Source organism: Flavihumibacter cheonanensis, from assembly GCF_022352215.1.
GTDB lineage: Bacteria > Bacteroidota > Bacteroidia > Chitinophagales > Chitinophagaceae > Flavihumibacter > Flavihumibacter cheonanensis.
Genome location: NZ_JAKRWF010000002.1, coordinates 196,071 through 220,353, shown reverse-complemented (window position 1 = coordinate 220,353; position 24,283 = coordinate 196,071). Strand labels below are relative to the sequence as shown.

Here is a 24,283-nt window from a genome sequence, read left to right as displayed (position 1 = left end):
GGAATTGGATAAAATTCAAAGTCCCGCTGGCTTCAACGCAGCGGGACTTTTTTATAAAGAAGAGCAAACCAGCGGGCAGTCCTCTAGTAACCTAGTTCATTCAATTGTTTTTGAGTAAAGGGTTTTTCCATGATCTTAAGCCTTGCCCGATCCACATTCTGGGGGATATTGGGGTGAAAGGCACTGATCAGGTGTAATTCCAGGTCCGGGTATTTGTCAAGAATTTCCGGCGCATAATCCCACCCGAGTCCGTCGGGCAGATTATTATCGAGAAAAAGAACATCCGGTTGCAGGGATTCTAATTTGGCTAATCCTTCCTGCAGGGTGTTTGCGATGGATACATCGTATTGTTTCCGGCTGAAATAGATCTTCATCAGCAAACACAAGTCTTCTTCATCATCTACGATTAGTATTTTTTTGGCTGAACCCATGTTTAAACTTGAACAAAAAAATTGCCACAATTTTTTACGGTGGACAAGGGGTGAATCCTTATCCTCTTGGGGATCAATTTCCCCATTCATTTTCGCCTGAAAAGCAGGATGGGGCTAAAATAGGCAAAGTTTGTTCTGGCATGAAGTTTTGACCTATTTATTCAGATTAAAATTTGTAACCAGTAAACTTAATATCATGACAAACACATCAAAAATTGTATTGGGAGTTTTAGGCGCAGCAGCCGCCGGAGTAGCGATCGGGATGTTGATTGCGCCTGAAAAAGGAAAAGACCTTCGTACTAAAATTGCCGACAACGCAAAGAACTGGGCAGATGAACTGGGCTCCTGGCTGAACGATAAAAAATCAGAAATGAGTTCAGCAGCCAAAAAAATGTCTGCTAAAGCAGAGGATGTTGCACATTCTATGAGCTAAGCAGTAGAGTCGCACTGTCGGGTTAGGCAGTGCGACATTTTATAATTCCACAATCAAAGAGCATGGATGCATTAAAATCAAAAGTGGCGGATTTGCTGGAACAGGGAAGTGAATTACTAGATACCTATTACCGGTTGACAGTAGTTAATGCAACTGAAAAAGTAGCCAAGGCGAGTTCTGTAAGTGTGGTAGCGATGGCTGCAGCAATTTTTGGACTCATCGTGATTTTCTTTGGCGGCATTGGCCTGGCCTGGTGGATTGGGGAATCTATGGATAATATGAAAGCCGGGTTTTTCATTGTAGGTGGCATTTTTTTACTCCTGCTGGCCGCTCTGCTCCTATTTCGTAAATCACTCCTGGTACCGCTGATACGTAACCAGATAATACAAGCTATTTATGACAAATCCGATCAGAAACCACGATGATTTGCTGGCTGAGAAGGCCCGTTTGAAAAGCCTTCTGCTGGTACAGAAAAATCAGCTCAGACGCAGTTGGGAAGGCATTGAAGAAGAACTGGAGCCGGCTACCAAATTTCTGGGATCGCTGAGTTTATTCAGTTCCAGGAAATCAGATAATCCTTTGTTGAAATTGGGGCTGGATCTGGGTATCGATATGGTCATGCGCAAAACCCTTTTCCGGCAGGCAGGATTCCTGACGAGATTAGGTGCACCTATCCTGGTGAGGAATCTTGTAAGTAACCTCTTTGATAAAAAGGGTGCAGGGCTATTAGCAGGAATTAAATCTATTTTTAGGGGAAAGAAAGAAAACGCATCGGCTGTTCCTTCTTAAGGAATCTGGGCCGTGCTGAACCAATAAGAGCGGATATCTTCAATTGTTTTAACCAGGTTTTCAAAACCAACCGGTTTAACTACATAGGTATTCGCACCCAGTTCGTAACAACGATTGATTTCATTTTCATTCTTGGTAGTTGTAAACACAATCACGGGGATCTTCTTAAAACGGGGATCCTCTTTGATTTCCTTGAGCACCTCGCGTCCATCTTTTTTGGGCATATTCAGATCGAGCAGAATAAATCCAGGTAGGGGATGGTCGGTATTGGCGTCCTCTTTTTTGAGGTTTCGCAAATAATCGAGCAACTCCACACCGTTCTCTACAAACTCAAGTTTCCCCTTGAATCCATTTTCTGCGAAAGCGGTTTCAAGCAGGAAGCGGTCATCTGCATCGTCTTCTGCTACCAGGATATAAACTTTACTCATATTAAATAAAGGTACAAACAAAGGGCAGTGTTGAGCTGCCCTTTTTAAAGAATTTGCATTACCCTTTGCGTAACATCCCTGAAATCAAGGATATCAGGAATAGGACGATGAAGATATAAAAAAGAATTTTGGCAATTCCTGCGGCGCTAGCTGCAATACCGCCGAATCCAAACACAGCAGCAATGATTGCTACTACGAGAAAAATGATTGTCCAGCGTAACATGATAATATGTTTTTGGTGATGAAATAGGGCTCAACCCCTGCTTTTAAATAATCATGCCATCCGCTGAAGGCGGAGTGAATCAGCTTTTGGGGAAATACATAGTGAAAGCTGCACCACGGTTCACCACCGCATGGGCATCTATAACGCCATTGTGGTTGGCCATCACCCGCTGGCAGATGGCAAGGCCGATACCTTTGCCCGAACGCTCTTCCTGGGTATGCAGTCGGCGGAAGAGCTGGAATACCTTCTCTTTGAAATCATTTTCAAACCCGATTCCATTGTCCTCTATGGTGATAGCGTGATATTGCTTTTGCAGCGTTGGAAGGCCTTTCACCCCGATATCACTCACATTCAATTCTTTATGCGTGATTTTGATAACAGGTGCTATTCCTTGTTTACAATATGTCAGTGCATTGTCGAGTAAGGCACGAAACATCTTTTTCACCATGGAGGGATGGACTTCGAGGTCGGGCATTTCTCCAATAGTGATGATTGCCCCGGTTTCATTGATTCTTTCTTGCTCCGCGGCCATTACTTCCTCCCATAATTTTCTGACAGAGACCACAAATGCTGCTTCCTTCCATTCCAGCAGGTTCATATAAGTTGAGATATCTTCCAGCATTCCCTGGAGGCGTTTGCCCGAAGCATCTATACGATCCAGGATCATTTTGCCTTCCTCATCCAGCTTTTCCTTTTGGCGGATGCGCAGCCGGTCAGTAAAGGTTCTGATCTTCCTTACCGGCTCCTGTAAATCATGGGAGGATGCGAAAGCCAGCTGGGATAATTCATCATTGCTTTGTTTGAGAGAAAGCAATTGCTCCTGTAATTCCTGCTGGAAGCGGAAACGATCCAATATGGCTTTTACCAACAGGATAAAAAATGCAAGGAAGATGATCCCCACAATAGCAACTGCAGTCAGGAACGTGCGGGAGGTCAGTTTCTGAAAGCGTTCTTTCTGCTGGAAACGCTGATCAAGCAGGCCAGCTTCTTCTGCTTCCATCAGGTCCAGGTTTTCGTGGAAACTCGCCATCAGATCCCGGCCTTTGGCTACACGCTGTAAAATGGAAGTATAGGAGGAGTCATTTTCAATAGATGATTCAACAGACTCCAGTAATTGCAGCCGCAGTTGCAAGGTACTGCGGATCATTGCCAGCCTGTTTTGCTGGCGGGGATTATCGGATACCAACTGGCCCAGTTCCTGCAAATTTTGATTGTATTCTCTGCGAACTGAATCCATCGGCACAATATAGCCGCTGTCGCGTGTGATGATAAAACCCCGCATAGAAGTTTCTGCACCTGATATCAGATCACTTAAACTTTTCAGACTGCCAATCACCTTATAAGTATGCTCCACCTGGTTGGAATAGCGAATCATTGAGTTCATCCGCTGAAAGCTAAGCAGGCTGAAAATCACCATAACAATCAGGGTTGTGGTGAAACCAATCATCAGGTAAAGGAAAATATTGCGCTTCATGATTATTAATTCCCCGAATTGGGGAATATTGGCTACAATGATCTAAATTTGATTGTCCACGCCCCGCTTTTCTAATAACAAATTTAAAAGTTTAAGGTACTATAAATCAGGTTGTTAGAAAATAAATTTGAAATCTGTGGAACCCTGCGAATTCTGGCTTTTGGATTGATTCTATATAACTGTTAAACTCTTGTTTATGATCAGCCAAAACCAATCACAGCAGCAGACACAAAAGATCTTACCGCAACAGATTCAGTTATTGAACCTGTTCCAGTACAACAGCCAGGAATTATTATTACACATCCGCCAGGAACTGGAGCAAAACCCTTACCTGGAAGAAGTAGCTGAACACAAGGAAGATGCTGGTTCAGACGAATACAATCGCGAAGCAGCAGCCGATTATAAGGATTGGGAAGAATATGCGGATAATGATGTACCTGACTATAAAGTGGAATATGCCAACTATTTCAATGAGTCGGATATGCCGGAGCGCCCCCTGGCTGCACAGGTAGATTTTCGGGAAGCGGCAAAGGGGCAATTGTTTCTCCTCAATTTGTCTGATCGCGAAATCGCTATTGGTAATTACCTGATTGATTGCCTGGAAGAGACTGGTCTATTGGAAAAAGATATGGAAACCATCGCGGACGATTTCTCTTTTTCACAGTTCCTCACTACTCCGGAAGAGATTGAATCGGTATTGAACTATATCCAGCAACTGGAGCCCCTTGGTATTGGAGCCCGTTCTATAGGCGAAAGCTGGCTGTTGCAGTTGCAGGCGAAAAAAAAGAAAAGTCTGATAGAGCGAAAAGCCATCGAATTGTTGGCCAACTATTATGAGGAGTTTAAAAACCGGCGTTTTGAAAAACTGATGGATAAACTGGATTTGGAAGAATCTGAATTCCGGGAGTTGGTGCTCTTTTTGAGCAAATTACCCATGCGCCCGGTGGCAGGGGATGCACATTCTTTGAGTCCGAAGAATAATATTGTTCCGGATGTGGAGATCAGTCGCAACGGTGAGGATTTCACGATTACCGTATGTGGTATTCACAGTGAGCAGTTCCGCATGAGTGATTCCCTTCAGGAGAATATGGACCAGACCAAAGACAAGGCTGCTCTGCAGTACCTGCGATCCAAAATGCAATCTGCGAATTGGTTATTGTATGCGATCAAACAACGCAATGAAAGCATCATGAAAATCACCAAGGCCATTTTGCAGATGCAGGAAGCGTATTTTGAAGAAGGAGATATCAATAAATTGCAGCCGATGGTACTGAAACATATTGCCGATAAAGTAGGACTGGATATTTCTACAGTATCCAGACTCACGTCTAACAAATATGCTCAAACGCCATTTGGTACTATTCACCTTAAGGAGTTGTTTACAGAGGGAATTGAGAACAAGGAAGGTGAAGTGATCAGCAATCGGGTGATCCGGCATGCGCTGGAGGAAGTGATCGAGCGGGAAGACAAACGCAATCCATACACAGATCAGCAATTGGTTGGCATCTTACTGAATAAAGGATTCAAAGTGGCGAGGAGAACGGTCGCAAAATATCGTGATCTCCTCCATATTCCGGTAGCACAGGTTCGCGCCATTTGGGCTTAATACAAAAACTACAACAGACCATGCAGAAAATTTTGGTAATTGATGATGATCGGGACATGTGCCTCCTCCTGAACCGCTTTCTGACAAAACGCGGATTCCAGGTGGTAGAGCATTACAACGGAAGAAAGGCATTGGAACACATTAGCGCAGACAGACCTGATTTAATTCTTTGTGATTTCCGTCTGGAGGATATGGATGGAAAGCAGGTATTGATCAAAACAAGGGAAATCTATCCCGATATTCCTTTCATAATTATTACTGGTTACAGTGATGTTAAAATGGCGGTGGAGATGTTGAAGCTCGGCGCCTATGATTATGTAACCAAACCTGTATTCCCCGATGAAATTTTAGTGACTATCAAAAAAGCGTTGGAAAAGCAGGGTAATCAGACACCTGCTGAAGCGGTACCTCAGGTTGCGCCGGCAAATCGAAAGTCAAAACCGGCTGAAACAGATGATAAATACATTTTTGGTAAAACACCGGAAATGCTGAATATTCTGAAGCAGATTGAACTGGTGGCGCCAACCAATTACAGTGTGATTATATATGGTGAAAGTGGTAGTGGCAAGGAAGCCATCGCGCAAAAAATCCATGCACAAAGCAGCAGGCGCAATCAGCCTTTTATTGCGATCGACTGTGGTGCGCTTTCCCGGGAACTGGCAGGCAGTGAACTCTTTGGTCATGAAAAAGGATCTTTTACTGGTGCACTGAACCAGAAGATCGGAAGTATGGAGCTCGCGAATGGCGGAACGATTTTCCTGGATGAAATCGCGAACCTGCCGTATGATATCCAGGTGGCTTTGTTGCGGGTGGTGCAGGAAAGAAAAATCCGTCGGGTGGGTGGCAATAGAGACATTGAACTGGATCTGCGGATTATTGTAGCTAGTAATGAAAAATTATGGGATGCGGCCCGCGTTGGTAAGTTTCGGGAGGATCTCTATCATCGATTTAACGAATTCTCGATTAATTTACCTCCCCTTAGAGAGCGGGCTGAGGACATTTTGTTATATGCGAGACATTTCCTGGCTGCTACCAATCGCGAGCTGGGAAAAAACATCGTTGATTTTTCACCGGAAGTTCAGCAGGTGTTCAACAGTTACCACTGGTATGGAAACCTGCGTGAACTGAAAAACGTAGTAAAACGTGCGGCCTTGTTAACCGATGGCCCCATCGTCGGTTTGCAATCCCTGCCTTTTGAAATCATTTATCATCAAAAGCTATCAGCTGAAACGACCCCGGCTCCTGCAGCTGCAGTGGCTGCCCCTGTTGCTCCTTTACCCCCTGAAAACACATTCGTTCCTTCAGTTCCATCATTTCACGAGAACAGTCTCAAAGCCGTAAGTATTGATGCGGAATATGAAATGATTGTAGAAGCATTGAAGCAATCCAATTTCAATAAGACCAAAGCTGCCAAACTGCTGAATATTGATCGTAAAACCCTGTACAACAAGATGAAGCAGTACCAGCAATTTAATAATCTGTAATGACCGTAGAAAATGATCTGATCCCGATTCAACAGCTCCGGCAATTACTGGCATCGGGAGAAAGCAACGAAGAACTGGTGAAACAAATCACCAATTTATTTCCGGCCCTGATTTATGTATATGATCCGGGCAAGGGAAAGATTCGTTATATCAACCGGAAGATTACTGACCTCCTGGGTTATTCCTGGGAGGATGTGGCTTCCTGGAAAGAGGATTTATCGCAGCTGGTTTATCAGGAAGATCTGGCAACTGTTTTGTCGGAGCTGGATAAACTCAGTAAGAACGGATCAGAACATTGTTTCCAGTGTCGCCTGGCACATAAGGAGCAAAGTTTTCGCATATTCAGTACTGTTGGCACCGTTTTGCGGCGCAATGAAGATGGCTCTCCTGCCAGTTTGCTCCTGGTATCGCAGGATATTACCGACCAGCTTAAATTGGAAGAAGAGCGCATTGCGGCCAGGAAACTGATGCAGGAAACAGAGCAGATGCTGGGAGTAGGCATGTGGAGTCATGATCTGATCACAGGAAAAACCGAGTGGTCAGATGGTATGTATCAGTTAATGGGATTGAGCAGACAGCAATACCCTCAGATACCAAACAAGTTATTTTATGAACATGTTTGCCCCAAAGACCTGGACACATTAAGGGGGAAAGTGGACTCGGCTATAACATCTGGAAAGGAATTCCGGCATGATTTCTCTATTGAACGGATGGATGGTAAGCGTCTGTTTCTGAATACCATTACCAAGCCGGTAGTAGATGAAAGTGGGAGGGTCCTAAAGCTGAATGGCATCAATCGTGACATCAGCGATCAGTACCAACAGACCATGGAATACAATGCGAACAAGGAGTTTCAGAAAGAAACCGAACGCATGTTAAACTACGGCATCTTTATCTGGAATGCGGATTCGCGTATGATATCCTGGTCGGATGGTTTGTTCCAGATTTTTGAATACAACCGGGCTTCCCTTGTAACACCACTGACCATGAACTGGTATTTCAACCAGATTGTGGAAGACGATCGGGAACGTGTGCAAAAAGTAGTAACAGAGGCATTGGAAGAAAAAAAGGAATTTGAAATTGAATACAGCATACTAACGGGTAAGGGCAACCTGAAAATTGTAAATACGAAAGGCACTGTTGTAGTGGATAATAAAAACCACCCGATCCGGATGATTGGCAATACCCGCGATATTACTCATATTAAAAAAGTTGAGATTGATCTGCAAAGAAACCTGCGGGAATTGAACCGTTCCAACAAAGAACTGGAAGAGTTTGCCTACGCTGCTTCCCATGATCTGCAGGAACCCTTGCGTAAGATCACCACTTTCGGGTCCCGGTTATCCCAAAAATTCAGCAATCAGGTAGGGGAAGAAGGACAGATGTATATTCAGCGCATGCAGGTAGCTACCGATCATATGCGGAATTTAATAGATAACCTGCTGGAACTATCCAGGGTAACCCGCAACCGCCAGCCATTTGAATCAGTAGACCTGTCGGCGTTATTCAGTGATGTATTAGGCGACCTGGAATTATCCATCGAGGAAACCGGGGCATCCATTGAAATGGGAATGCTACCTATAGTGGATGGCATCCCATCCTTACTCCGGCAGTTGTTCATTAATCTGCTTTCCAATTCCATCAAGTTTCATAAACCGGGCGAAGCTCCGTTAATTGAAGTGAGCTCCAAGTCCCTTTCGAAAAAAGAAAAAGAAAAACATTTTTTATCTCCCTCTTCTGGTTATGTACAAATTGATATCCGCGACCATGGCATTGGATTCGACCAGGAATACGAGCAACGTATATTCCAGGTGTTTCAGCGACTGCATGGAAAATCAGAATATCCCGGATCAGGCATAGGCCTTGCCATTTGTAAGCGAATTGCAGAGCGACACAATGGATTTATCAGTGCTTCCGGAAAGGAAGGAGAAGGCGCTGTATTCTCAATCATATTACCCGAAAAACAATAACTATCAATGCCCTTTACGAACAAACTGACACGTATACTCATCGTGGATGATGATGAGGATGATTTTTTTATTACCAGCGACTATATCCGGGAGATTGAAAATGCACAATTCGAAATTGTATGGGCGAATCAGTTCAACAAGGCATTGGAATGGATGTGCAGTGGTGCTTTTGATATTTATTTTGTTGACTATCGGTTGGGTGCAAAAACAGGAGTTGACCTGCTGAGGGAAGCAGTTGAAACCAAGTGTGAACAGCCAATTATCCTGCTAACGGGGAAGGGCAACCGTGAAATTGATCGCGAAGCCATGCGGCTCGGTGCATTTGATTACCTGGTAAAGGCAGAGCTGAATACGGAAAAACTGGAACGTACGATCCGGTATGCACTGGAACGATCTTCTTATATCAATGCTATCAAAAAAAATGAACAAAAATTCCGTAACATCTTTGAACAATCACTGGATGCGGTTTTTGTTACGGATATGGAATTAAAGTTCCTGGACCTCAACCCGGCAGCTATTAACATGCTGGGTATTAGCAGGGCAACAGCCAACCAATTGGCACTTAGTGATTTCCTGGTGAACGATGCCCTGCCCATGCATTTTAAAATCATGCTGCAGTCTGGAAATGATATCCAGGACAAGGAAATCGAAATAAAAACACCTGCGGGAGAACATCGCTTTTGTATACTTTCTGCATCCGTAGAAACAGATTTGGAGGGCAGTAACTACGTCCAGGGAATTTTACATGATATCTCCAACCTGAAAAAAGCGGAGTGGCTGACATTACAAACTGAAAAGTTAGCTGCTGCAGGGCGGCTGGTGAGAACGCTGGCGCATGAAGTAAGAAATCCCCTTAATAATATCAGTTTATCAGCGGATCAGTTAATCCAGGAAATCAAAGATGAGGAAAGTCAATTGTACCTGGATGTGATTCGTCGTAATAGCGCCCGAATTAGTACAATCATTACGGAACTACTGAATAGTTCAAGACCTTCTGAAATTGAACTCAGTTCCACCAGCATCCAGGAATTGTTACAGGAGGTAATTGACCAGGCTGCTGACAGTATGCAATTGAAGAATGTAGAACTGATTGTGAACTTTCCGCAACACCCCTTTCATGTACTGGCTGATCGCAGCAAGTTGAAAATTGCCTTCATGAACCTGGTGGTAAATGCTATTGAAGCGATGGAAAATGTTGAAAACGCCAGCCTTCTTTTAAGCCTATCATCCGATGAAAACCAGGTGCTATGTGAGGTAACTGACAATGGCTGTGGCATTCCGGCCGAAAACCTGGGTCGCTTATTTGAACCTTATTATACAAGTAAGAGAAACGGTATGGGACTGGGCCTGGCTTCCACCATGAATATAATCCAGTCGCATAAAGGGTATATTGAAGTACATTCAAAACCCGGTAAGGGCACAACTTTCCTGGTTCATTTACCATTAGAATAAAAAAGGGCTGCCAAAACTGGCAGCCTCTTTTTTTCGGGAACCGGACTCCAACCTAAAAGCCAATGCCTATAAATAAACTGATATTGCTGTTTTTGTTATCGCGAAAAGCTTCTCCTGAAAGGGAACCGGATTTTCCAACCTCTCTCATACCCAGGGTATAACGGGCACCGATTGTAGTGGGTCCAAGATCAATTCCGAATCCTGCTGCTACACCATAATCAAACCGATTCAGATTTTCGGGGTTCAATTCTGCCAATTCTTCCACTGATCCATCGGATTCCAGGTCAGTGATATTGGCGCCTGCCAGATAACCAACATATGGGCCCGCATGAATGTTGAAATTTTTAGCAAGATTGATTACACCCAGAACCGGCATTTCGATATAGTGCAGGTTCGTACGATATTCTCCTTCTCCAAAAATGGCATTGTCATAACTGCGTTTGGTGCCTTTGTTGGAATACAATAATTCCGGCTGGATGGAAAAGCCTCTTGTTACAGGGAGCTTCGCATAGACGCCTGCATTTAATCCTGCTTTGAGGTTGTTGTCATTGACGTCATCGCTATAAAAATTACTCAGGTTTAAACCGGCTTTGATGCCAATACGCGGACTCATTCCGTTTCCTTTGATTTCCTGCTCCTGCGCTTGCACTTGTTGTGCTGTAAACAGGGTTCCTGCTGTTACCATTAATAGGGTAATTTTTCTCCATTCTGTTCTCATGATATACGATTTTATATCAGGAGTATTAAAAATTCTGTGCCAGCTCAGTGGTTACCCATACTGATACAGATCCAGCATTGCAGGGAAATTCAGCACCACCTTTTTCATTTAGGGTGATTTCATCCGTCCGGTGCTTAGTTAAATCAACCATTTTTCTGCCAGCTTTATGTGCGCCGAGCTCCATATATTTCCACCCATCTGTACCATTGGACAGCACTACTGCGAAACCGGAATCAGCCTGTTCAACTGTGCCTGAACGAACCCAGCCGATGCAGTTCGGATGATCAAAATAATCGTGCTGATCCCCAACCAGACTGGTTTTGCGGAGATAGAGAAAGGCGGGTAACTCTTCTACTGCAGCCAGCCAAATCTCGTGTTCATTGCCATCCTCTCCCTTGTCTTTATAATGTGCTCCATAGAGTGCCGGATAAAAGACACAGGGGGTGCCCTGCATGCGCAAAAGGATCAGGGCATAGGCCAGTGGTTTAAACCAGGCTTCTACAGGTGATTCGAGCTCCTGAAGAGATTGGGTATCATGGTTATCAACCAGGGTTACTGCTAATTCGGGTATTATATTCACCAGTGAGTTGTCGAAAATATGCCGCAGATCATAATCTTTCCCCATTCGTGAAGCCACAAAAAAGTTGTGGTGCAGGGGCGCATCAAAGAGTTGTACTCTTCCGGAAGTGGCCTCTACGTATTCCTTCAATGCATTGGCGTCATGCACATTCCAGTATTCCCCTACGATGAATAAATGATCCTGGGTTATGCTCTGAACATGGTCTACCCATTCATTGATGATATTGGGCGACATGTGTTTGATGGCATCCAGGCGAAATCCGCCTACATGAGTCGTTTCGAGAAACCAACGCCCCCAGTATTTTAGTTCCTCTCTTACCTGCGGATTACGGAAATCAATGTCCGCACTCATCAGGTAATCATAATTACCCAGTTCAGGATGTGGCATCTCTTCCCATCCTTCTCCATATTCATTTTGGATGGAAAATATACCACTTTCCTTAATATCCTCCGCCCAGTCGATGCCACTGAAACAATGATAATCCCAAATGAAATTGGAATATTTGCCAGCTCTTCCGGGGAAGGTGAATTTTGTCCAGGTTTCAATTTCAAATGGCTCACTGGTAAATTCGTTGCGGTTGGAGGGATCCATCCTCCGAACAGTTACCTTCTCCAGTTCATCCGCCCCGGCTTTGTGGTTGAAGACTACATCCGCTACTACTTTAATACCATGCTGGTGGCAGGCCTCGATGGCAGAAAGATACTCTTCTTTGGTTCCATACTTGGTGCGAACAGAGCCTTTCTGATCAAATTCTCCGAGATCAAATAAGTCGTAGGTATCGTATCCTACAGAATAGCCCCCGCTTGCCCCTTTATAGGCAGGTGGCAGCCATACGGCATTGATACCCTGTTTCGCCAATTCAGGCGCTTCCTCTTTTAATTGATTCCATAAGGAGCCATCCGCCGGATAATACCAGTGGAAATACTGTGCAAGGGTGATGGGTGTCATATAGTTTGTGTTATCGATTAAAGGAAAAGATCTTCATATCGGGATCAGAGTTTCCAGTTAATGCGGCTGTAATCTGTTCAGCAGCCAGTAAACTGAACGTGATGCCATTTCCTCCAAATCCAAGTGCAAACCAGGTATTGGGTCGTTGGCTGATGGTACCTATGTAGGGTAGTCCGTCTTTGGTAGAGGCAAAAGTGCCTGCCCACTGGAAATCAATCCGGAAAGGGATATCCGGAAATTTCTTTTGAAAGCTGGTCAACAGTTGCTTCGATTTGGCTGAAATTTTAGCGTCTCTTTTTTCAGGTGAATAGAAGTCGTCATCCAGTCCGCCGATTAAAACTCTTTTATCCGTTGTGGTTCGCAGGTATAAATAAGGGTCTGCTGTTTCCCAGATGAGGCAGTTGCGGTACCAGAAATCCTGTTCGGGCATTGGTTCACTCACCATCGCATAAGTGGAGTGCAATGTTTCCACTTTTTGTGGGATATAGTTCTGTGATTCATAACCGCAGGCGATTACCAGTTGTTTTGCTTTGATGGTAAACCCCTGTTCAGTCTGCAATTCAACAGAACGTTTTTGATGATTGATTTGCGTGATGGCGGTATTATCAAAAACTTTGGCTCCTTTCCGTTGGATGGATTGCAGCAGGTGATGAGTCAGGCGATAGGCATCTACTTCTGCACCCAGTTGAGAATAGAGGGCTGCAGGGGCTTCAAAGCCGAGGGTGTCTTTTACTTTTTGCGCATCCCACCAGCTCAACTTGAAACCATGTTGTTTGCGCAGTTTGAATTCTTCTTCCAGGTCTGGTACATCTTTTTTGAAAGATGCATACTGAAGACTTGGGCGATAGGTGAAGCCTGCCGCACCTTCAAATTGTTTGGCAATTTTTTCAAGAGCCACAATAGAATAAGCGCAAAGTTCATAGCTGCGAACGGCATGAGCTTCGCCAACTTTGGTGATTAACTCTCTGAGGGGTGTATCAATTTCATATTGCAGGAGGGCGGTGCTGGCGGCAGTAGATCCCATTCCTACATGACGTTTATCGCAAACAATAACAGAGAAGCCGGCTTTCGCCAGATGCCAGGCACAGAGTGCACCTGTAATGCCGGCACCCATAACTACGATCTCTGTTTTTTCATGTTGGGCGATAGAGGGGTAATTGCTGATCAGTCCGTTTTTTAGTAGCCAGTAAGGGTTGGGGGAACGCAGGTCCATAAATATTTATTGAATTGTATCGATTTCTTTTACTTCTTTTTTGATAATAAATACCGCAGTGTCATTGGGTTGGATACCGGAGCCGTATTGCATGGCAAATTCTTTCGTAAATGCTGCTCCGAAATAGAGGATGGCGGATGAATAATAAACCCAGGCCAGGATGATCATAATGGATGCAGCTGTGCCATAGGTGAGGCCGTAATCAGAGCGACCGATATAGAAACCAATCAGAAACTTACCGATGAGAAATAACAGGGCAGTGAAAGAAGCGCCTTTGATAGCATCTTTCCAGGCGATATGGCCATCTGGAAGAACCCTGAAAATGATGGCGAATAATCCTGTTATGACTATAAAGATGGTTAAAATATTCAGTATATAAAAAACGACTACTGCGATGCCGGGAAAGAGTATCGTAAGACGCTCATTGAGTAAATCAAGCGTTGCGTTTATTATCAGTGCTACTAACAGAATAAAACTTATCCCTACAACAAGAGAAAATGAAAGTAACCGGTTTTTGATCAGTTTAAGCCAGCCTTTTTCAGGTTTGGCCCGTATAGACCAGATATAATTAATACTGCTTTGAATTTCTGTAAACACGCCCGTTGCGCCAATCACCAATACTATGAATCCTACAATGGCACCTGTAATGGATTTATCTGCTTTCTGAATATTTGCCAATATACTTTGCAATTGATAGGCAGCTGAATTACCAACCAGTCCATTGATTTGGCTAAATAGCTTTCCCTGCAAAGCGTCCTCTCCATAAAAGATTCCGGCAATGGAGATGATAAGCAGCAGCACAGGGCCAAGTGCGAATACAGTATAATAAGACAAGGAAGCGCTGAGTTTGATGGCATCATCCTGGACAAATGTTTTTCCCGCGCTGCCAAGCAGGTGGCCCAATTGACTAAAACCTTGTAAGAGCCTCTTTACAGAAAGTTTTTTTGAATTTTTTTTCATTCCGCTTTGTAATGGGAAAGAAATTATGCCGGGAGTTAAGCTGGAAAAAAATCTACCCCGTATGTACTTAATGAGGAAAGCTTTCCCCATAATTCGTTCTAAGCAGCAGGTATTTTGGGTTTAAAGAGAGGCGGCACGTTTTTTCTATAGGTTGAATCAATACAACAATATTCATCACTATAAAAAAGCATGTTATGAGAAGCATATTGTATTTGGTAGCCGTTGTCCTGATTATTGGATGGTTATTAGGATTTTTTGTTTACAGTGCCACCGGCTTGATTCATATTTTACTGGTACTGGCCGTGGTTTCTATTCTGCTGAGTTTTATCCGCAGGGGAGAAGTCTGAATGGAAGTATGAATTCTGAATTAGGAATTATGAATTGGAAGTAGTTAACGGGTTTCAGCTTTATTAATCTTGCGGGATGATATTGCTGAAGCCTGTTTGGTTTTTCCGATACTGAGGTCAGCAGTTGTTTTAGTGAGCAAAAAAATTGGGTATGGCTTTTTGCATCCATACCCAATTTTTTTGTTTTCAGTTGTCTCCTGTCTCCTTTGTCTCCTGTCTCCTTTGTCTACTTTTCCATGCCCTTCTTCTTCTTTATGTCCTCTACTTCCTTAATAAACTCATCCACATCAGGGTTTGAGTAAACGCCGTAGGCATCCACCAGCATACCCTTCCTGCCATCATTGGTTTCAATCACATACAGAATGGAATTATCATCCGGATCTGTGATTCCTTCAAATCGATAGAAATCAACAATGTGCACCTGGTCGGGCAAATAAGAATGGCCGCTGTCCATGTGCTGGAGATGCTGGTCCTGCACCCCAAAATTAGCTGTATATCCTTCTGCAGTCATTTTTTCCATACAATGACTTAGACTTTTCATTTGTGCCTGGTTTGAACTTGGTTGCATATAAAAGGTTTTTTAGGTTTAAAAATGGTTCTTTAAAGTTCGACTATTATATGGTTCAATTATTATTCCAGCCTGCTTTGTCTTGCAGCTGCAAAACTGTGTGTTCAAAATCGGGGAGATTTCCCAAAAGGAAGGAACAAAGAGGATAGTATTGAGGCAATTGTTCCACATCTGCAAGCCTTCCTGTGCCCTTTTCCTTTGACTTTTCTGCTGGTATTATTTTTTCCTTGTTCTGTAAAATCTCCAAATATGAACAGCAATACACCTCTCGCCGAAAGAATGAATAGTTTCCAGTATGGGTTATTCATGAACCTGAGTGATCAGGAGTTTCGTTTGCCTAATGGAATAGCGCGCCTCATTCACGCGGATGAGCAGGGGAATTGCTGGCTCTTATTCCATACAAATCTGCAGGATGCAGGTGCATTTGAAAAGCAGTTTCCAGCCCGTATACGGCTGTATGAAAAAGGCAAAGACTATTATATTGAAGCGGGTGGAACAGCTGTAATCCAAACCAGTCCGGATGAATGGGCTGCTTGTCCTGCCATTTCTTATGGCATGGCCAAGGCGCTTCGCTATCACGGACTGATTGTTTGTCTCAAACTTAACCAGGTAACAGTCACTTCCACCCAACGAAATCACTTTCTGCAATCCTTTTACAACTGGATGGAGCAGACAGCCGATTGGTTTGTTGGAGAACCATCCCGCAAAAGAGCAATGGGAACACATGTTTTTTCATCTTAAAAACGAATGATATGAAATCACCACTAATCATACACCTCGAAGAGTATATGGGAGCTAAAATGCCTGAAATTGATGCAGTAACACAGGAAACCACCAATACTTCAAATGGTATGGCAGGAAAACTGGCGCAGGGCGCGATGGCTGCCGGACTGGTTATCCTCTACAAATATTCAAGAAGTATTGATGGAGCCGAATACCTGGCGCAGACAGCTCCAACGGATCTGAATTTAAGTCAGCTCCTGAATCAAAAACACCAGGTGCTGGTTACGCAACTCGCCGGGTATGCTGGCTCAAGTGATATCCAGGCAAACACCATGTTATCGGCAGTTGTAAGAGAAGCTATGTTTTTTGTTCACCAGGAAAACAAAAACCATCGCGATGCAAGTGCAGTTCAAACTTATTTTGGCAACCAGCGCCAGGCGATTCTGGGCCATTTGCCACCTGAACTAGGACTGGGAGATATAATGAAAGATGATACCCTCGATGACCGGACCAACAAAATGGAAGGGCCTATATCATCTATCGCTCACGCTATTGAAGATGTATTCTCTTCTTCTGGTACTTCGAGAAAAGACTAATCTTCTTTTGACCAGATTTCGTAAATCGGATCTCCTTTGGAACTTTTTCCACGATGGTGCCAGTCGTTGCCTTCAACTTTTCCTTCAAAGTTGAGCGACATCCCAACCCGACTGGAATCACGTGAGAAAAATTCAATGTTTTCAGTATAACGGCCATCTGTAAACGTATAAGTGCCGCCTCCCGTTCCAAAAAATTCACCGGTGGCGGTATTGATAGCTGCCCACTGGAAGCGACCACCCGTCATGATCTTGATTGTCTTTCGGGCAGACTTCTGAATAGTATTCATTTTGCCTCCCTGCTCGCGACCAGTTATTCTCCAGGTTGCATTTAAAGCGCCTCCGCCATTGTCGATGCGTGTCCACTTGCTGTCAGCAACCGGCCAGTCTATGGTCAGCTCCTTATTGGATGCAGCGGCGTTTATTGTTGTCTGTTTTCCCATTACGCCTGGATCCGTACTATTAAACTCAAGAATAGTTTCCAGCTTTGAATTGGTATGTGAATAAGTTCCAACCTCCGTATGATGGAATTTCTTTCCTTTCAAATCATAAATCGTATAGGAATAATGTTTGTTGGTGAACAGCAGTACATGTTGCAGTTGATCCTTTTCAAGCATCCAGGATCCAAGTAAAGCAGCATTGTTTGTAAGTGAGAAGGAACTAAATACGAGCACTGATAAAACAGCGATGGCAAACAATTTTTTCATAACTGATTTTATTTTTTCTTTCCACTAACTACCAGGAAGGCGCCAACTGCGGTTACAACTGCGCCGGCATAAACGGGCCAGGAAATATTTTTCTTTTCTTTTTTGTTGATTTCAACAGGACCCAGGTCAACCACTTCTTTTTCCTGTGTAAAACTGAATCCACGGAAAAGAAACATAGCTATTCCAACTACAATCAGGATGATACCAAAGGTTCTCATGTTGTTATTTTTTAAGGTTGTTAATACTGCTTATAAGATACTGAATTTATACAAAAGAAAATCGCCTATTTAATCTGCTAAAAACTGGACAAAACAAAAGGATGGTAGTAACTTTAAAATATGACCATCGAGATACATACACCAAAGAAAGGACTTGAAGAAACTGTGCTGCGGTTGGTTAAACTCTCCATCATCCGTTTCACTCAGGTTTACAAAGGGATTTCACGAATTGAATGCACCATCCGCGAAGATTCAAAAATCAGTCCTGTTGATAACAAAGTCTGTGAAATAAGAGTAACCATGTATGGTGAAAATTTATTCACGCATTCGCGTTCAAACGATTATGCAGATTCTGTACGGGAAGCAATCAATCATTGCGGAGAACAGATCGCCCTGCTTGCTTCCAAAGAGAAAGAGTTGCCCGATAAAATTACCACTACAGTAAAAGTTTGATTTCAATGCGTTGAATAGATGATTGCCCGTTAAAAGGGCAGATCATCTTCATGTACCGGATCAATCGGGCCATTATAAGGAGGCGGTTCTGATCCTGCTTGTCCCTGCGCTACCACTTTCCAGGCTTTCACATCCGTATACCAGCGTCCATTGTATTCGCGGCTTTCTACATCAAATGATACCTGTACCGGATCACCTATGCGAAACTGGCTCATGTCAATTTTATCGCCCCAAACTGCTATGCAGATCTTTTTCGGGTACTGATCGCCTGTTTCCAGGATGAACTCCTGCTTTTTCCAGGTTCCATTTTTCCCCTGGCCGGTCTGCACACCCAGCAGTTGTATAATTTTACCATTTACTTCCATTACTGTTTTTGCACAAAGAAAGGCAATTTCCTAACTTTGCGCCTCAATTCTTCCCATGAGCGACGCTATTAAACACGAATGTGGCCTGGCTTTCATTCGTTTACGCAAGCCCTTCTCTTATTACCAGCAACAATATGGAACAGTTATGTATGGGCTCAACAAGCTCTACCTCCTGATGGAGAAACAGCACAACCGGGGTCAGGATGGGGCTGGTATTGCATCGGTTAAGTTGCATGTGGAGCCGGGATATCCTTTTCTGCACCGAAACAGGAGCATAGAGCAGCGGGCAATAGCAGATTTGTTTACGCAGGTAGGGGAAGAAGTGGCAGATCTTGAAAAATACCAGCCAGATATCCGGAAACACCCTGGCTTATTGAAAGGGCATGTTAAATTTCTGGGAGAATTGTTACTGGGGCATTTGCGCTATGGTACGCAAGGAAAGAACAATGTGGAATTCTGTCATCCGTTTATCAAGCGCGATACCATTCAAAGCCGGAACCTCGCACTCGCGGGCAATTTCAACCTGGTAAATACGGAAGAATTATTCGGATTGGTGAATATTGATCCAGGTGTATTCCAGCGCCAGAGTGATCTCGCGGCCATGATGGAAGTAGTTCACCATTTCCTGGTGCAGGAAGACCAGAAAAATCCGGGTCGCCCTGATATTGCTGAAGTGCTGAAACAATCAGCCAAATGGTTTGATGGAGGTTATCATTTCGGCGGACTGGTAGGCAGTGGTGAAAGTTTTGTGATGCGTGATGCACATGGTATCCGTCCGTCTTATTATTATATTTCTGATGATGTAATCGTAGCAGCTTCAGAGCGTGCTGCCATTCGTACTACGTTTAATGTGGGTGAGAATGAGGTGAAGGAACTGATGCCCGGACAGGCGCTTATTGTAGATGTGGATGGCAATTACAAAATTGAGCAGGTGCTTGAAGCCAAAGAGCGCAAGGCCTGTAGTTTTGAACGCATCTATTTCTCCCGTGGTAATGATGAAAAGATCTATAGAGAGCGTAGTCAGTTGGGTTACAACTTGCGTGATGCTGTGTTGAAATCCATTGATTACGATCTGAAAAATACCATTTTCTCTTTTATCCCCAATACAGCTGAGGTTGCCTTTTATGGCATGGTGAAAGGGATGGAGGACTATATGAACCAGATCAAAGTACAGCGGATTCTTTCCTGGGGTAAGGATTTCGACGAAGAGAAGCTAACGGAAATGATCAACCGTAAAATCCGGATGGAAAAAATTGCCATCAAGGATGTAAAGATGCGCACCTTCATTACCGAGGATGCGAACCGGAATGAAATGGTTCAGCACGTGTATGACATCACCTATGGTACTGTTCGGCCTCATGTGGATACCCTGGTAGTAATTGATGATTCGATTGTTCGGGGTACCACACTGAAAGAGAGCATTGTACGTATGCTGGGAAGATTGAATCCGAAGAAGATCATCATTGTTTCCTCCGCACCACAGATTCGTTATCCTGATTGTTATGGTATTGATATGAGCAAGCTGGGTGATTTCATCGCATTCCGGGCTGCCATTGCATTGATGAAAGACCGTGGCATGGAAGATCGATTACAGGCTCTGCATGAAGAATGTAAGGAACTTGCACGCCTGGGTCAGTTAGACAGTAAGAACCTGGTGAAAGAAATATATCATCCGTTTACTGCAGAAGAGATCTCAGCCAAAATCGCTGAACTGATCACACCTCCTGAAATTAACTTCCCTGTTGAATTGATTTTCCAGACAATCGAAGACCTGCACCTGGCTTGTCCTACGAACACCGGTGACTGGTATTTTACCGGCAACTATCCTACTAAAGGGGGGAATCGGGTAGTAAACAAAGCATTCCTGAATTATATGGAAGGCAAGAACGAGCGGGGCTATTGATTTTGGTCAAGCTTTCGCTAAACTTGGGTGAAAATCGCGCCCATGGCTTGTTTTGGCAACATATTTGATGATTGAACGCTGACCGACCGTTTTTAATACACAACCTATGAGGGACCAATAAACAGGCCTGTTTATTTTCCATCTGTACCCATGTAAAACGGTTAATTTTATGGGATGAAAACCATTTATTTGGTCCGTCATGCCAAGAGTAGCTGGGGTGATTTGACCCAGCCTGATTTCGATCGCCCCTTAAATGAAAGGGGACAAAAAAATGCGCCGGAAATGGCCCGGCGGTTGCTCGACAAGCAAATTCAGATTGATGCATTTGTGACGAGCACGGCAAAGCGTGCACTTCAAACAGCCAGCCATTTCATTAAAACCTATGATCGCAATGTGGAGCAATTGCAGTTACGCGATGAATTGTATCACGCCCCTCCAACTGTTTACCGGGAGGTAATTTCCAGTTTGCCCGATTCCATTTCTTCTGTAGCAATCTTCGGCCATAATCCGGGAATTACTGAATTTGTCAACTCGCTCACATCCACCAGGATTGATAATATGCCAACCTGTGGAATTTTTGCTGTACAAATGGATTCCAATCGATGGTCGGATTTTCCGCTGGCCCGCAAAACATTCCTGTTTTTTGATGCACCAAAGTTGGGTTAATCTCTCACCTTTCGGGTGAGAGGATGTGGGCAAGGGAAAACCGATCCTGGTGCTGGGTTTGAATCAATTTTTTTTGTGATAGGTAGTGAGCCAGGTATTCTTGTTCAGTTTGACCGGGAGTAGGCACCATCCAACAGTTGGAATGATGGGGAAGCAAATCCATTATGCTGCTGTAGCCACTTCGGGTGAGGATGCAGTTAGCATTGGCAATGGCCTGCGAAAGGGCAGCCGGTGATAAATGATTGACTGCCATCGCATTTTGAATATGCACGACTTTCTCTTTATTACCCTTGTTCGCCAGGTTAATGTTTGTTTGAGTGCCTGAATGTTCTTCAGGCAAACCCCGCACTAATAGCAGCGACTGCCCGGGTGCCTCTGCCCATTGCTCAAGAATCAATTCCTCGAAAATGGATCGTTGAGGTTCAGGTCCGGATAACACAACCAATAATTGAATGGCAGTTCCAGGGTCCTCTTTAATCGCATCCGAGCTGAACTGAAAGGAGGTTTTGGTGATGGTGGATTCGAAAGCAGTTAAAGCAAGACCAGCCAATTCCGGAATGATCTCATTTTTTTCCACTTGAGTTATCCGCGTAAGTGGTCCAATGTATTCAACCGGAATACCTGGAAGGTGTTTGGGATGTGACAATTCCCCGGCAAGCGACTGCTCAAATTCTTCAAAATCAGGTACCCAGCAGGCGTGGAATTTTCCGATATACCGGTACAACTGGTTTCGAACCAGGGCATCTATCGATTTTCCAAAGGGAGTTTTGATGCCCAGTTGATGGGTAATCAGGTAGGAAGGAATCTTAGGGTGCCAGAGTCCATACCGGTTATCACTAATGATGGCGTCCAGAGGGTGATTCCTGGCAAACTCAAGCAGCCAGCGGTTTTCAGCCCTTATCCGCTGAGCCAGATGGGGCAAAGAAAAGGCCAATCGGGTGATAGTCCCGGCTCGGTTTTTGTGGTAGCTGACAGAGTAAGCAGGGATATCTACGATAGTGAGGGTAGGAAAAACAGCACGGATCAGGGCTGCCTGGGGGCCATTGGCAGCTACAACCAAATCAGCCTGGCAATTGTTAAGTAAATAGTTTAGAATAGGTATACAGCGGCTAGCATGTCCGAGCCCCCATTCCATGGGAGAAAGCAGGATTCGGGTCCCGGGTGAAAATTTTGGGATTAAATTCGAAAAATTGCTCAAACCGGGATACTTTTTTGTAGGAAAAATAGTTAAATTGTAAAGCTAAAATTATGAAGAAGACGCTGATATACGTCGTTCTGGCAATTATGATTAGTAGTATTGCGGTTTCCTGTAGCACTAGCAACCGTGCGGGGGGCAAGGGATGTGGCTGCAATATGAATAAGGGTTATGTAGGCTACTAAAATCTGATTAAATGAAAGCGCCAAACAGAGACTTGTTAGTGCTGGTTAAGCATGCTCGCGACAATGAGGACGCGATGGAACGTGAACTGGTTCAACTCAACAAACTATTGATGGATGTTGAGACGCAGGAAACCTATTCGCACGTGTATGAGATCATTGACTGCAACAAGTTTCGAATATCAACAGATTGCAGGCGCATCATGAAGTTCATCCACAGCGGTGAACCCCCTTTCGTATTTCTCAACAACAAAAACTGATCGGATCTAAGACAGTATATTTTGTCTTGGAGTTTGAAAATAAAATAAAAAGAGACAGGTGTTTGTGGCGCCTGTCTCTCTTTATTTATATCAATGCCGCTTTTAAACCAGCTAACATAACCGGGATTTCTTCTTTTTTACAGGTTCCAACGCTCAAGCGATACCAGGGTGATTGTGCCGATGCACCGAAGGCATAAAAGGGCACTACTGCCAGCTTTGCCATATTCAGTAAATAGCTGGTAACATCTGACTGAGTAGCCAACACCTTACCTTCAGGGGTCTGCTTTCCAACCAGGTCCACTTTGATGGTAAGATAAATGGCCGCCTGGGGCGCAACCGAATCCACCGCGAAACCTTCAGCCTTTAGCGCCTGAAAGCCATCATGAATAGCACGCAGCCGGTATTCCACTTCCGATTTGAAATGGGCGAGGAAGTGATCAATGGCTTCTTTTTCCTGCAGGTATTTTGCCACTGCTTTTTGTTCTGCCATCGGTGCCCAGGCACCCACATGGCCGAGGATAGCTTTCATTTTATCGATAATGGCAGCCGGACCAAAACTCCATCCCACCCGCACACCGGTTGCAGCAAATACTTTGGAGATCGCATCTACGAAAATGGTGTAATCGCGCATAGCCGGCCGCAGGCTAACCGGATTGTAATGCTGGATATCACCATAGGTCAGGTGCCAGTACATCTGGTCATATAATACATAGAGTTTTTTCTCTTCGGGACCACGGCTTGCATTCTCTGCCAGTACCAGGTCGCAGATTTTTTCCAGTTCTTCCTTTGTAAATACAGTACCCGTCGGGTTTTGAGGTGAACAAAGCGCCAGCAGACTGGCACCTTTCAGCAGGGGTTGCAATGAAGCAGCGCTGGGCATGAAATTGGTATCTGGTCCGGCTTCCACTACCACATGTTCACCACCTACAAAGTGGGTATAGTGATTGTTATTCCAGGAGGGCACAGCATACACCACCTTTTCTCCCTCGTCCACAATGGCCCGAAAAATTGCATAGATCAGTGGCCGGCCACCCGCAGCAACGAGATATTCTGATTTGGAATAATCTAATCCCTCTCTTTCTTTAATAAATGCCGCGATGGATTCTCTCAGGTCGAGATTGCCTTCAGCCAGCGGATAGTTCGTGAAATGGGCACGATAGGCCTCCACGATATGATCTTCCAGTTCTTTGGGAATGGGAAATACATTCGGATCAAAATCTCCAACAGTAAAATTGTATATCTTTTCTCCCAGCCGGATCTTCTCCCGGATTTCTCCACCCAGTTTCACAATCTCGGATCCAATAAGTGTTTCAGACAAATGACTCAGTTTCATATACGGCAATTTGGGGGGCAAAGGTACGGAAAGGGATGCTCTGCCCGGTTCAATTGTTGAC

The 24,283-nt window shown here is 44.2% G+C and carries 28 protein-coding genes; 14 read left to right on the top strand and 14 right to left on the bottom strand.

Features of this window, described 5'->3' with window-relative positions; translation table 11 throughout:
- Positions 1 to 83 precede the first annotated feature (83 nt).
- Positions 84 to 431 carry a response regulator gene (locus tag MD536_RS10215; protein WP_239598620.1) on the bottom strand — a complete coding sequence of 116 codons (348 nt, stop codon included), beginning with the start codon at positions 429 to 431 and terminating at the stop codon, positions 84 to 86.
- A 196-nt stretch (positions 432 to 627) separates the two neighbouring features.
- Between MD536_RS10215 and MD536_RS10210 the strand changes: the two genes are divergently transcribed.
- The 3 genes from MD536_RS10210 to MD536_RS10200 all read left to right on the top strand — a co-directional run bounded on the left by MD536_RS10210 (position 628) and on the right by MD536_RS10200 (position 1,653).
- Complete coding sequence (locus MD536_RS10210; RefSeq protein WP_239598616.1) at positions 628 to 864, top strand: YtxH domain-containing protein; 237 nt, start codon at positions 628 to 630, stop codon at positions 862 to 864.
- 62 nt (positions 865 to 926) lie between these two features.
- Positions 927 to 1,289: a phage holin family protein gene (locus MD536_RS10205; protein ID WP_239598614.1), complete on the top strand. Its 363-nt coding sequence runs from the start codon at positions 927 to 929 to the stop codon at positions 1,287 to 1,289.
- Entirely contained in the window at positions 1,261 to 1,653 is a 393-nt protein-coding gene (locus MD536_RS10200) for a hypothetical protein (protein ID WP_239598611.1), read from the top strand. The genes MD536_RS10205 and MD536_RS10200 overlap by 29 nt, the downstream gene beginning before the upstream one ends.
- On the opposite strand, the gene MD536_RS10195 is transcribed toward MD536_RS10200, so the two are convergent.
- The 3 genes from MD536_RS10195 to MD536_RS10185 all read right to left on the bottom strand — a co-directional run bounded on the left by MD536_RS10195 (position 1,650) and on the right by MD536_RS10185 (position 3,778).
- On the bottom strand, positions 1,650 to 2,081 hold the full coding sequence (locus MD536_RS10195) for a response regulator (RefSeq protein WP_239598608.1): 432 nt from the start codon (positions 2,079 to 2,081) through the stop codon (positions 1,650 to 1,652). The genes MD536_RS10200 and MD536_RS10195 overlap by 4 nt on opposite strands.
- A 58-nt stretch (positions 2,082 to 2,139) precedes the next feature.
- A complete protein-coding gene (locus tag MD536_RS10190; protein ID WP_234866171.1) occupies positions 2,140 to 2,304 on the bottom strand; it encodes a DUF1328 domain-containing protein in 165 nt (54 codons plus the stop codon).
- A gap of 79 nt (positions 2,305 to 2,383) precedes the next feature.
- Positions 2,384 to 3,778 carry a sensor histidine kinase gene (locus MD536_RS10185; protein WP_239598598.1) on the bottom strand — a complete coding sequence of 465 codons (1,395 nt, stop codon included), beginning with the start codon at positions 3,776 to 3,778 and terminating at the stop codon, positions 2,384 to 2,386.
- Between the two features lie 196 nt (positions 3,779 to 3,974).
- Here MD536_RS10185 and rpoN point away from each other — a divergent pair, with 196 nt between their 5' ends.
- Genes rpoN through MD536_RS10165 form a run of 4 tightly spaced genes read left to right on the top strand, consistent with a single transcriptional unit; the run spans position 3,975 to position 10,290 of the window.
- A complete protein-coding gene (rpoN, locus tag MD536_RS10180) occupies positions 3,975 to 5,384 on the top strand; it encodes an RNA polymerase factor sigma-54 (protein ID WP_239598596.1) in 1,410 nt (469 codons plus the stop codon).
- Between the two features lie 20 nt (positions 5,385 to 5,404).
- Positions 5,405 to 6,868 (top strand): sigma-54-dependent transcriptional regulator, encoded by a 1,464-nt coding sequence (locus MD536_RS10175; protein WP_239598593.1) that lies wholly within the window; start codon positions 5,405 to 5,407, stop codon positions 6,866 to 6,868.
- Positions 6,868 to 8,838: a PAS domain-containing sensor histidine kinase gene (locus MD536_RS10170; RefSeq protein WP_239598591.1), complete on the top strand. Its 1,971-nt coding sequence runs from the start codon at positions 6,868 to 6,870 to the stop codon at positions 8,836 to 8,838. The genes MD536_RS10175 and MD536_RS10170 overlap by 1 nt, the downstream gene beginning before the upstream one ends.
- Before the next feature lie 6 nt (positions 8,839 to 8,844).
- Positions 8,845 to 10,290: a hybrid sensor histidine kinase/response regulator gene (locus MD536_RS10165; protein ID WP_239598589.1), complete on the top strand. Its 1,446-nt coding sequence runs from the start codon at positions 8,845 to 8,847 to the stop codon at positions 10,288 to 10,290.
- 52 nt (positions 10,291 to 10,342) lie between these two features.
- Here MD536_RS10165 and MD536_RS10160 read toward each other — a convergent pair whose 3' ends face one another.
- Genes MD536_RS10160 through MD536_RS10145 form a run of 4 tightly spaced genes read right to left on the bottom strand, consistent with a single transcriptional unit; the run spans position 10,343 to position 14,709 of the window.
- Positions 10,343 to 11,008, bottom strand: a complete 666-nt coding sequence (locus MD536_RS10160; protein ID WP_239598588.1) for a porin family protein — start codon at positions 11,006 to 11,008, stop codon at positions 10,343 to 10,345.
- Between the two features lie 25 nt (positions 11,009 to 11,033).
- A complete protein-coding gene (amyA, locus tag MD536_RS10155; RefSeq protein WP_239598585.1) occupies positions 11,034 to 12,536 on the bottom strand; it encodes an alpha-amylase in 1,503 nt (500 codons plus the stop codon).
- A gap of 10 nt (positions 12,537 to 12,546) precedes the next feature.
- Positions 12,547 to 13,749 (bottom strand): NAD(P)/FAD-dependent oxidoreductase, encoded by a 1,203-nt coding sequence (locus tag MD536_RS10150; RefSeq protein WP_239598582.1) that lies wholly within the window; start codon positions 13,747 to 13,749, stop codon positions 12,547 to 12,549.
- Between the two features lie 6 nt (positions 13,750 to 13,755).
- Positions 13,756 to 14,709 (bottom strand): YihY/virulence factor BrkB family protein, encoded by a 954-nt coding sequence (locus MD536_RS10145; RefSeq protein ID WP_239598570.1) that lies wholly within the window; start codon positions 14,707 to 14,709, stop codon positions 13,756 to 13,758.
- A gap of 194 nt (positions 14,710 to 14,903) precedes the next feature.
- Here MD536_RS10145 and MD536_RS10140 point away from each other — a divergent pair, with 194 nt between their 5' ends.
- Positions 14,904 to 15,056: a lmo0937 family membrane protein gene (locus tag MD536_RS10140; protein ID WP_234866161.1), complete on the top strand. Its 153-nt coding sequence runs from the start codon at positions 14,904 to 14,906 to the stop codon at positions 15,054 to 15,056.
- Positions 15,057 to 15,282: 226 nt separating this feature from the next.
- Here the strand turns inward: MD536_RS10140 and MD536_RS10135 are convergent, their stop codons facing one another.
- Entirely contained in the window at positions 15,283 to 15,624 is a 342-nt protein-coding gene (locus MD536_RS10135; protein ID WP_239598567.1) for a hypothetical protein, read from the bottom strand.
- A 249-nt stretch (positions 15,625 to 15,873) separates the two neighbouring features.
- On the opposite strand from MD536_RS10135, the gene MD536_RS10130 reads away from it, so the two are divergent.
- Together MD536_RS10130 and MD536_RS10125 are read left to right on the top strand one after the other, a co-directional pair.
- Positions 15,874 to 16,365, top strand: a complete 492-nt coding sequence (locus MD536_RS10130) for a hypothetical protein (protein WP_239598565.1) — start codon at positions 15,874 to 15,876, stop codon at positions 16,363 to 16,365.
- An 11-nt stretch (positions 16,366 to 16,376) separates the two neighbouring features.
- A complete protein-coding gene (locus tag MD536_RS10125; protein WP_239598564.1) occupies positions 16,377 to 16,943 on the top strand; it encodes a hypothetical protein in 567 nt (188 codons plus the stop codon).
- Here MD536_RS10125 and MD536_RS10120 read toward each other — a convergent pair.
- Both MD536_RS10120 and MD536_RS10115 read right to left on the bottom strand, forming a co-directional pair.
- Positions 16,940 to 17,647: a hypothetical protein gene (locus MD536_RS10120; protein WP_239598561.1), complete on the bottom strand. Its 708-nt coding sequence runs from the start codon at positions 17,645 to 17,647 to the stop codon at positions 16,940 to 16,942. The two genes, MD536_RS10125 and MD536_RS10120, sit on opposite strands and share 4 nt — an antisense overlap.
- Positions 17,648 to 17,655: 8 nt before the next feature.
- Positions 17,656 to 17,865 (bottom strand): hypothetical protein, encoded by a 210-nt coding sequence (locus tag MD536_RS10115; RefSeq protein ID WP_239598559.1) that lies wholly within the window; start codon positions 17,863 to 17,865, stop codon positions 17,656 to 17,658.
- Between the two features lie 120 nt (positions 17,866 to 17,985).
- Between MD536_RS10115 and MD536_RS10110 the strand changes: the two genes are divergently transcribed.
- Positions 17,986 to 18,318 (top strand): hypothetical protein, encoded by a 333-nt coding sequence (locus tag MD536_RS10110; protein WP_239598554.1) that lies wholly within the window; start codon positions 17,986 to 17,988, stop codon positions 18,316 to 18,318.
- Positions 18,319 to 18,347: 29 nt separating this feature from the next.
- Here the strand turns inward: MD536_RS10110 and MD536_RS10105 are convergent, their stop codons facing one another.
- Positions 18,348 to 18,683, bottom strand: a complete 336-nt coding sequence (locus tag MD536_RS10105) for a DUF3127 domain-containing protein (protein ID WP_239598551.1) — start codon at positions 18,681 to 18,683, stop codon at positions 18,348 to 18,350.
- Between the two features lie 55 nt (positions 18,684 to 18,738).
- On the opposite strand from MD536_RS10105, the gene MD536_RS10100 reads away from it, so the two are divergent.
- Complete coding sequence (locus MD536_RS10100) at positions 18,739 to 20,586, top strand: amidophosphoribosyltransferase (protein ID WP_239598548.1); 1,848 nt, start codon at positions 18,739 to 18,741, stop codon at positions 20,584 to 20,586.
- A 174-nt stretch (positions 20,587 to 20,760) separates the two neighbouring features.
- Positions 20,761 to 21,252, top strand: coding sequence for a SixA phosphatase family protein (locus tag MD536_RS10095; RefSeq protein ID WP_239598547.1), 492 nt, complete (start codon positions 20,761 to 20,763; stop codon positions 21,250 to 21,252).
- Positions 21,253 to 21,256: 4 nt separating this feature from the next.
- Here MD536_RS10095 and MD536_RS10090 read toward each other — a convergent pair whose 3' ends face one another.
- On the bottom strand, positions 21,257 to 22,387 hold the full coding sequence (locus MD536_RS10090) for a hypothetical protein (RefSeq protein ID WP_239598544.1): 1,131 nt from the start codon (positions 22,385 to 22,387) through the stop codon (positions 21,257 to 21,259).
- 256 nt (positions 22,388 to 22,643) lie between these two features.
- On the opposite strand from MD536_RS10090, the gene MD536_RS10085 reads away from it, so the two are divergent.
- Positions 22,644 to 22,889, top strand: coding sequence for a hypothetical protein (locus tag MD536_RS10085; protein ID WP_234866150.1), 246 nt, complete (start codon positions 22,644 to 22,646; stop codon positions 22,887 to 22,889).
- Between the two features lie 85 nt (positions 22,890 to 22,974).
- On the opposite strand, the gene MD536_RS10080 is transcribed toward MD536_RS10085, so the two are convergent.
- Complete coding sequence (locus MD536_RS10080; protein ID WP_239598542.1) at positions 22,975 to 24,222, bottom strand: pyridoxal phosphate-dependent aminotransferase; 1,248 nt, start codon at positions 24,220 to 24,222, stop codon at positions 22,975 to 22,977.
- Positions 24,223 to 24,283 lie beyond the last annotated feature (61 nt).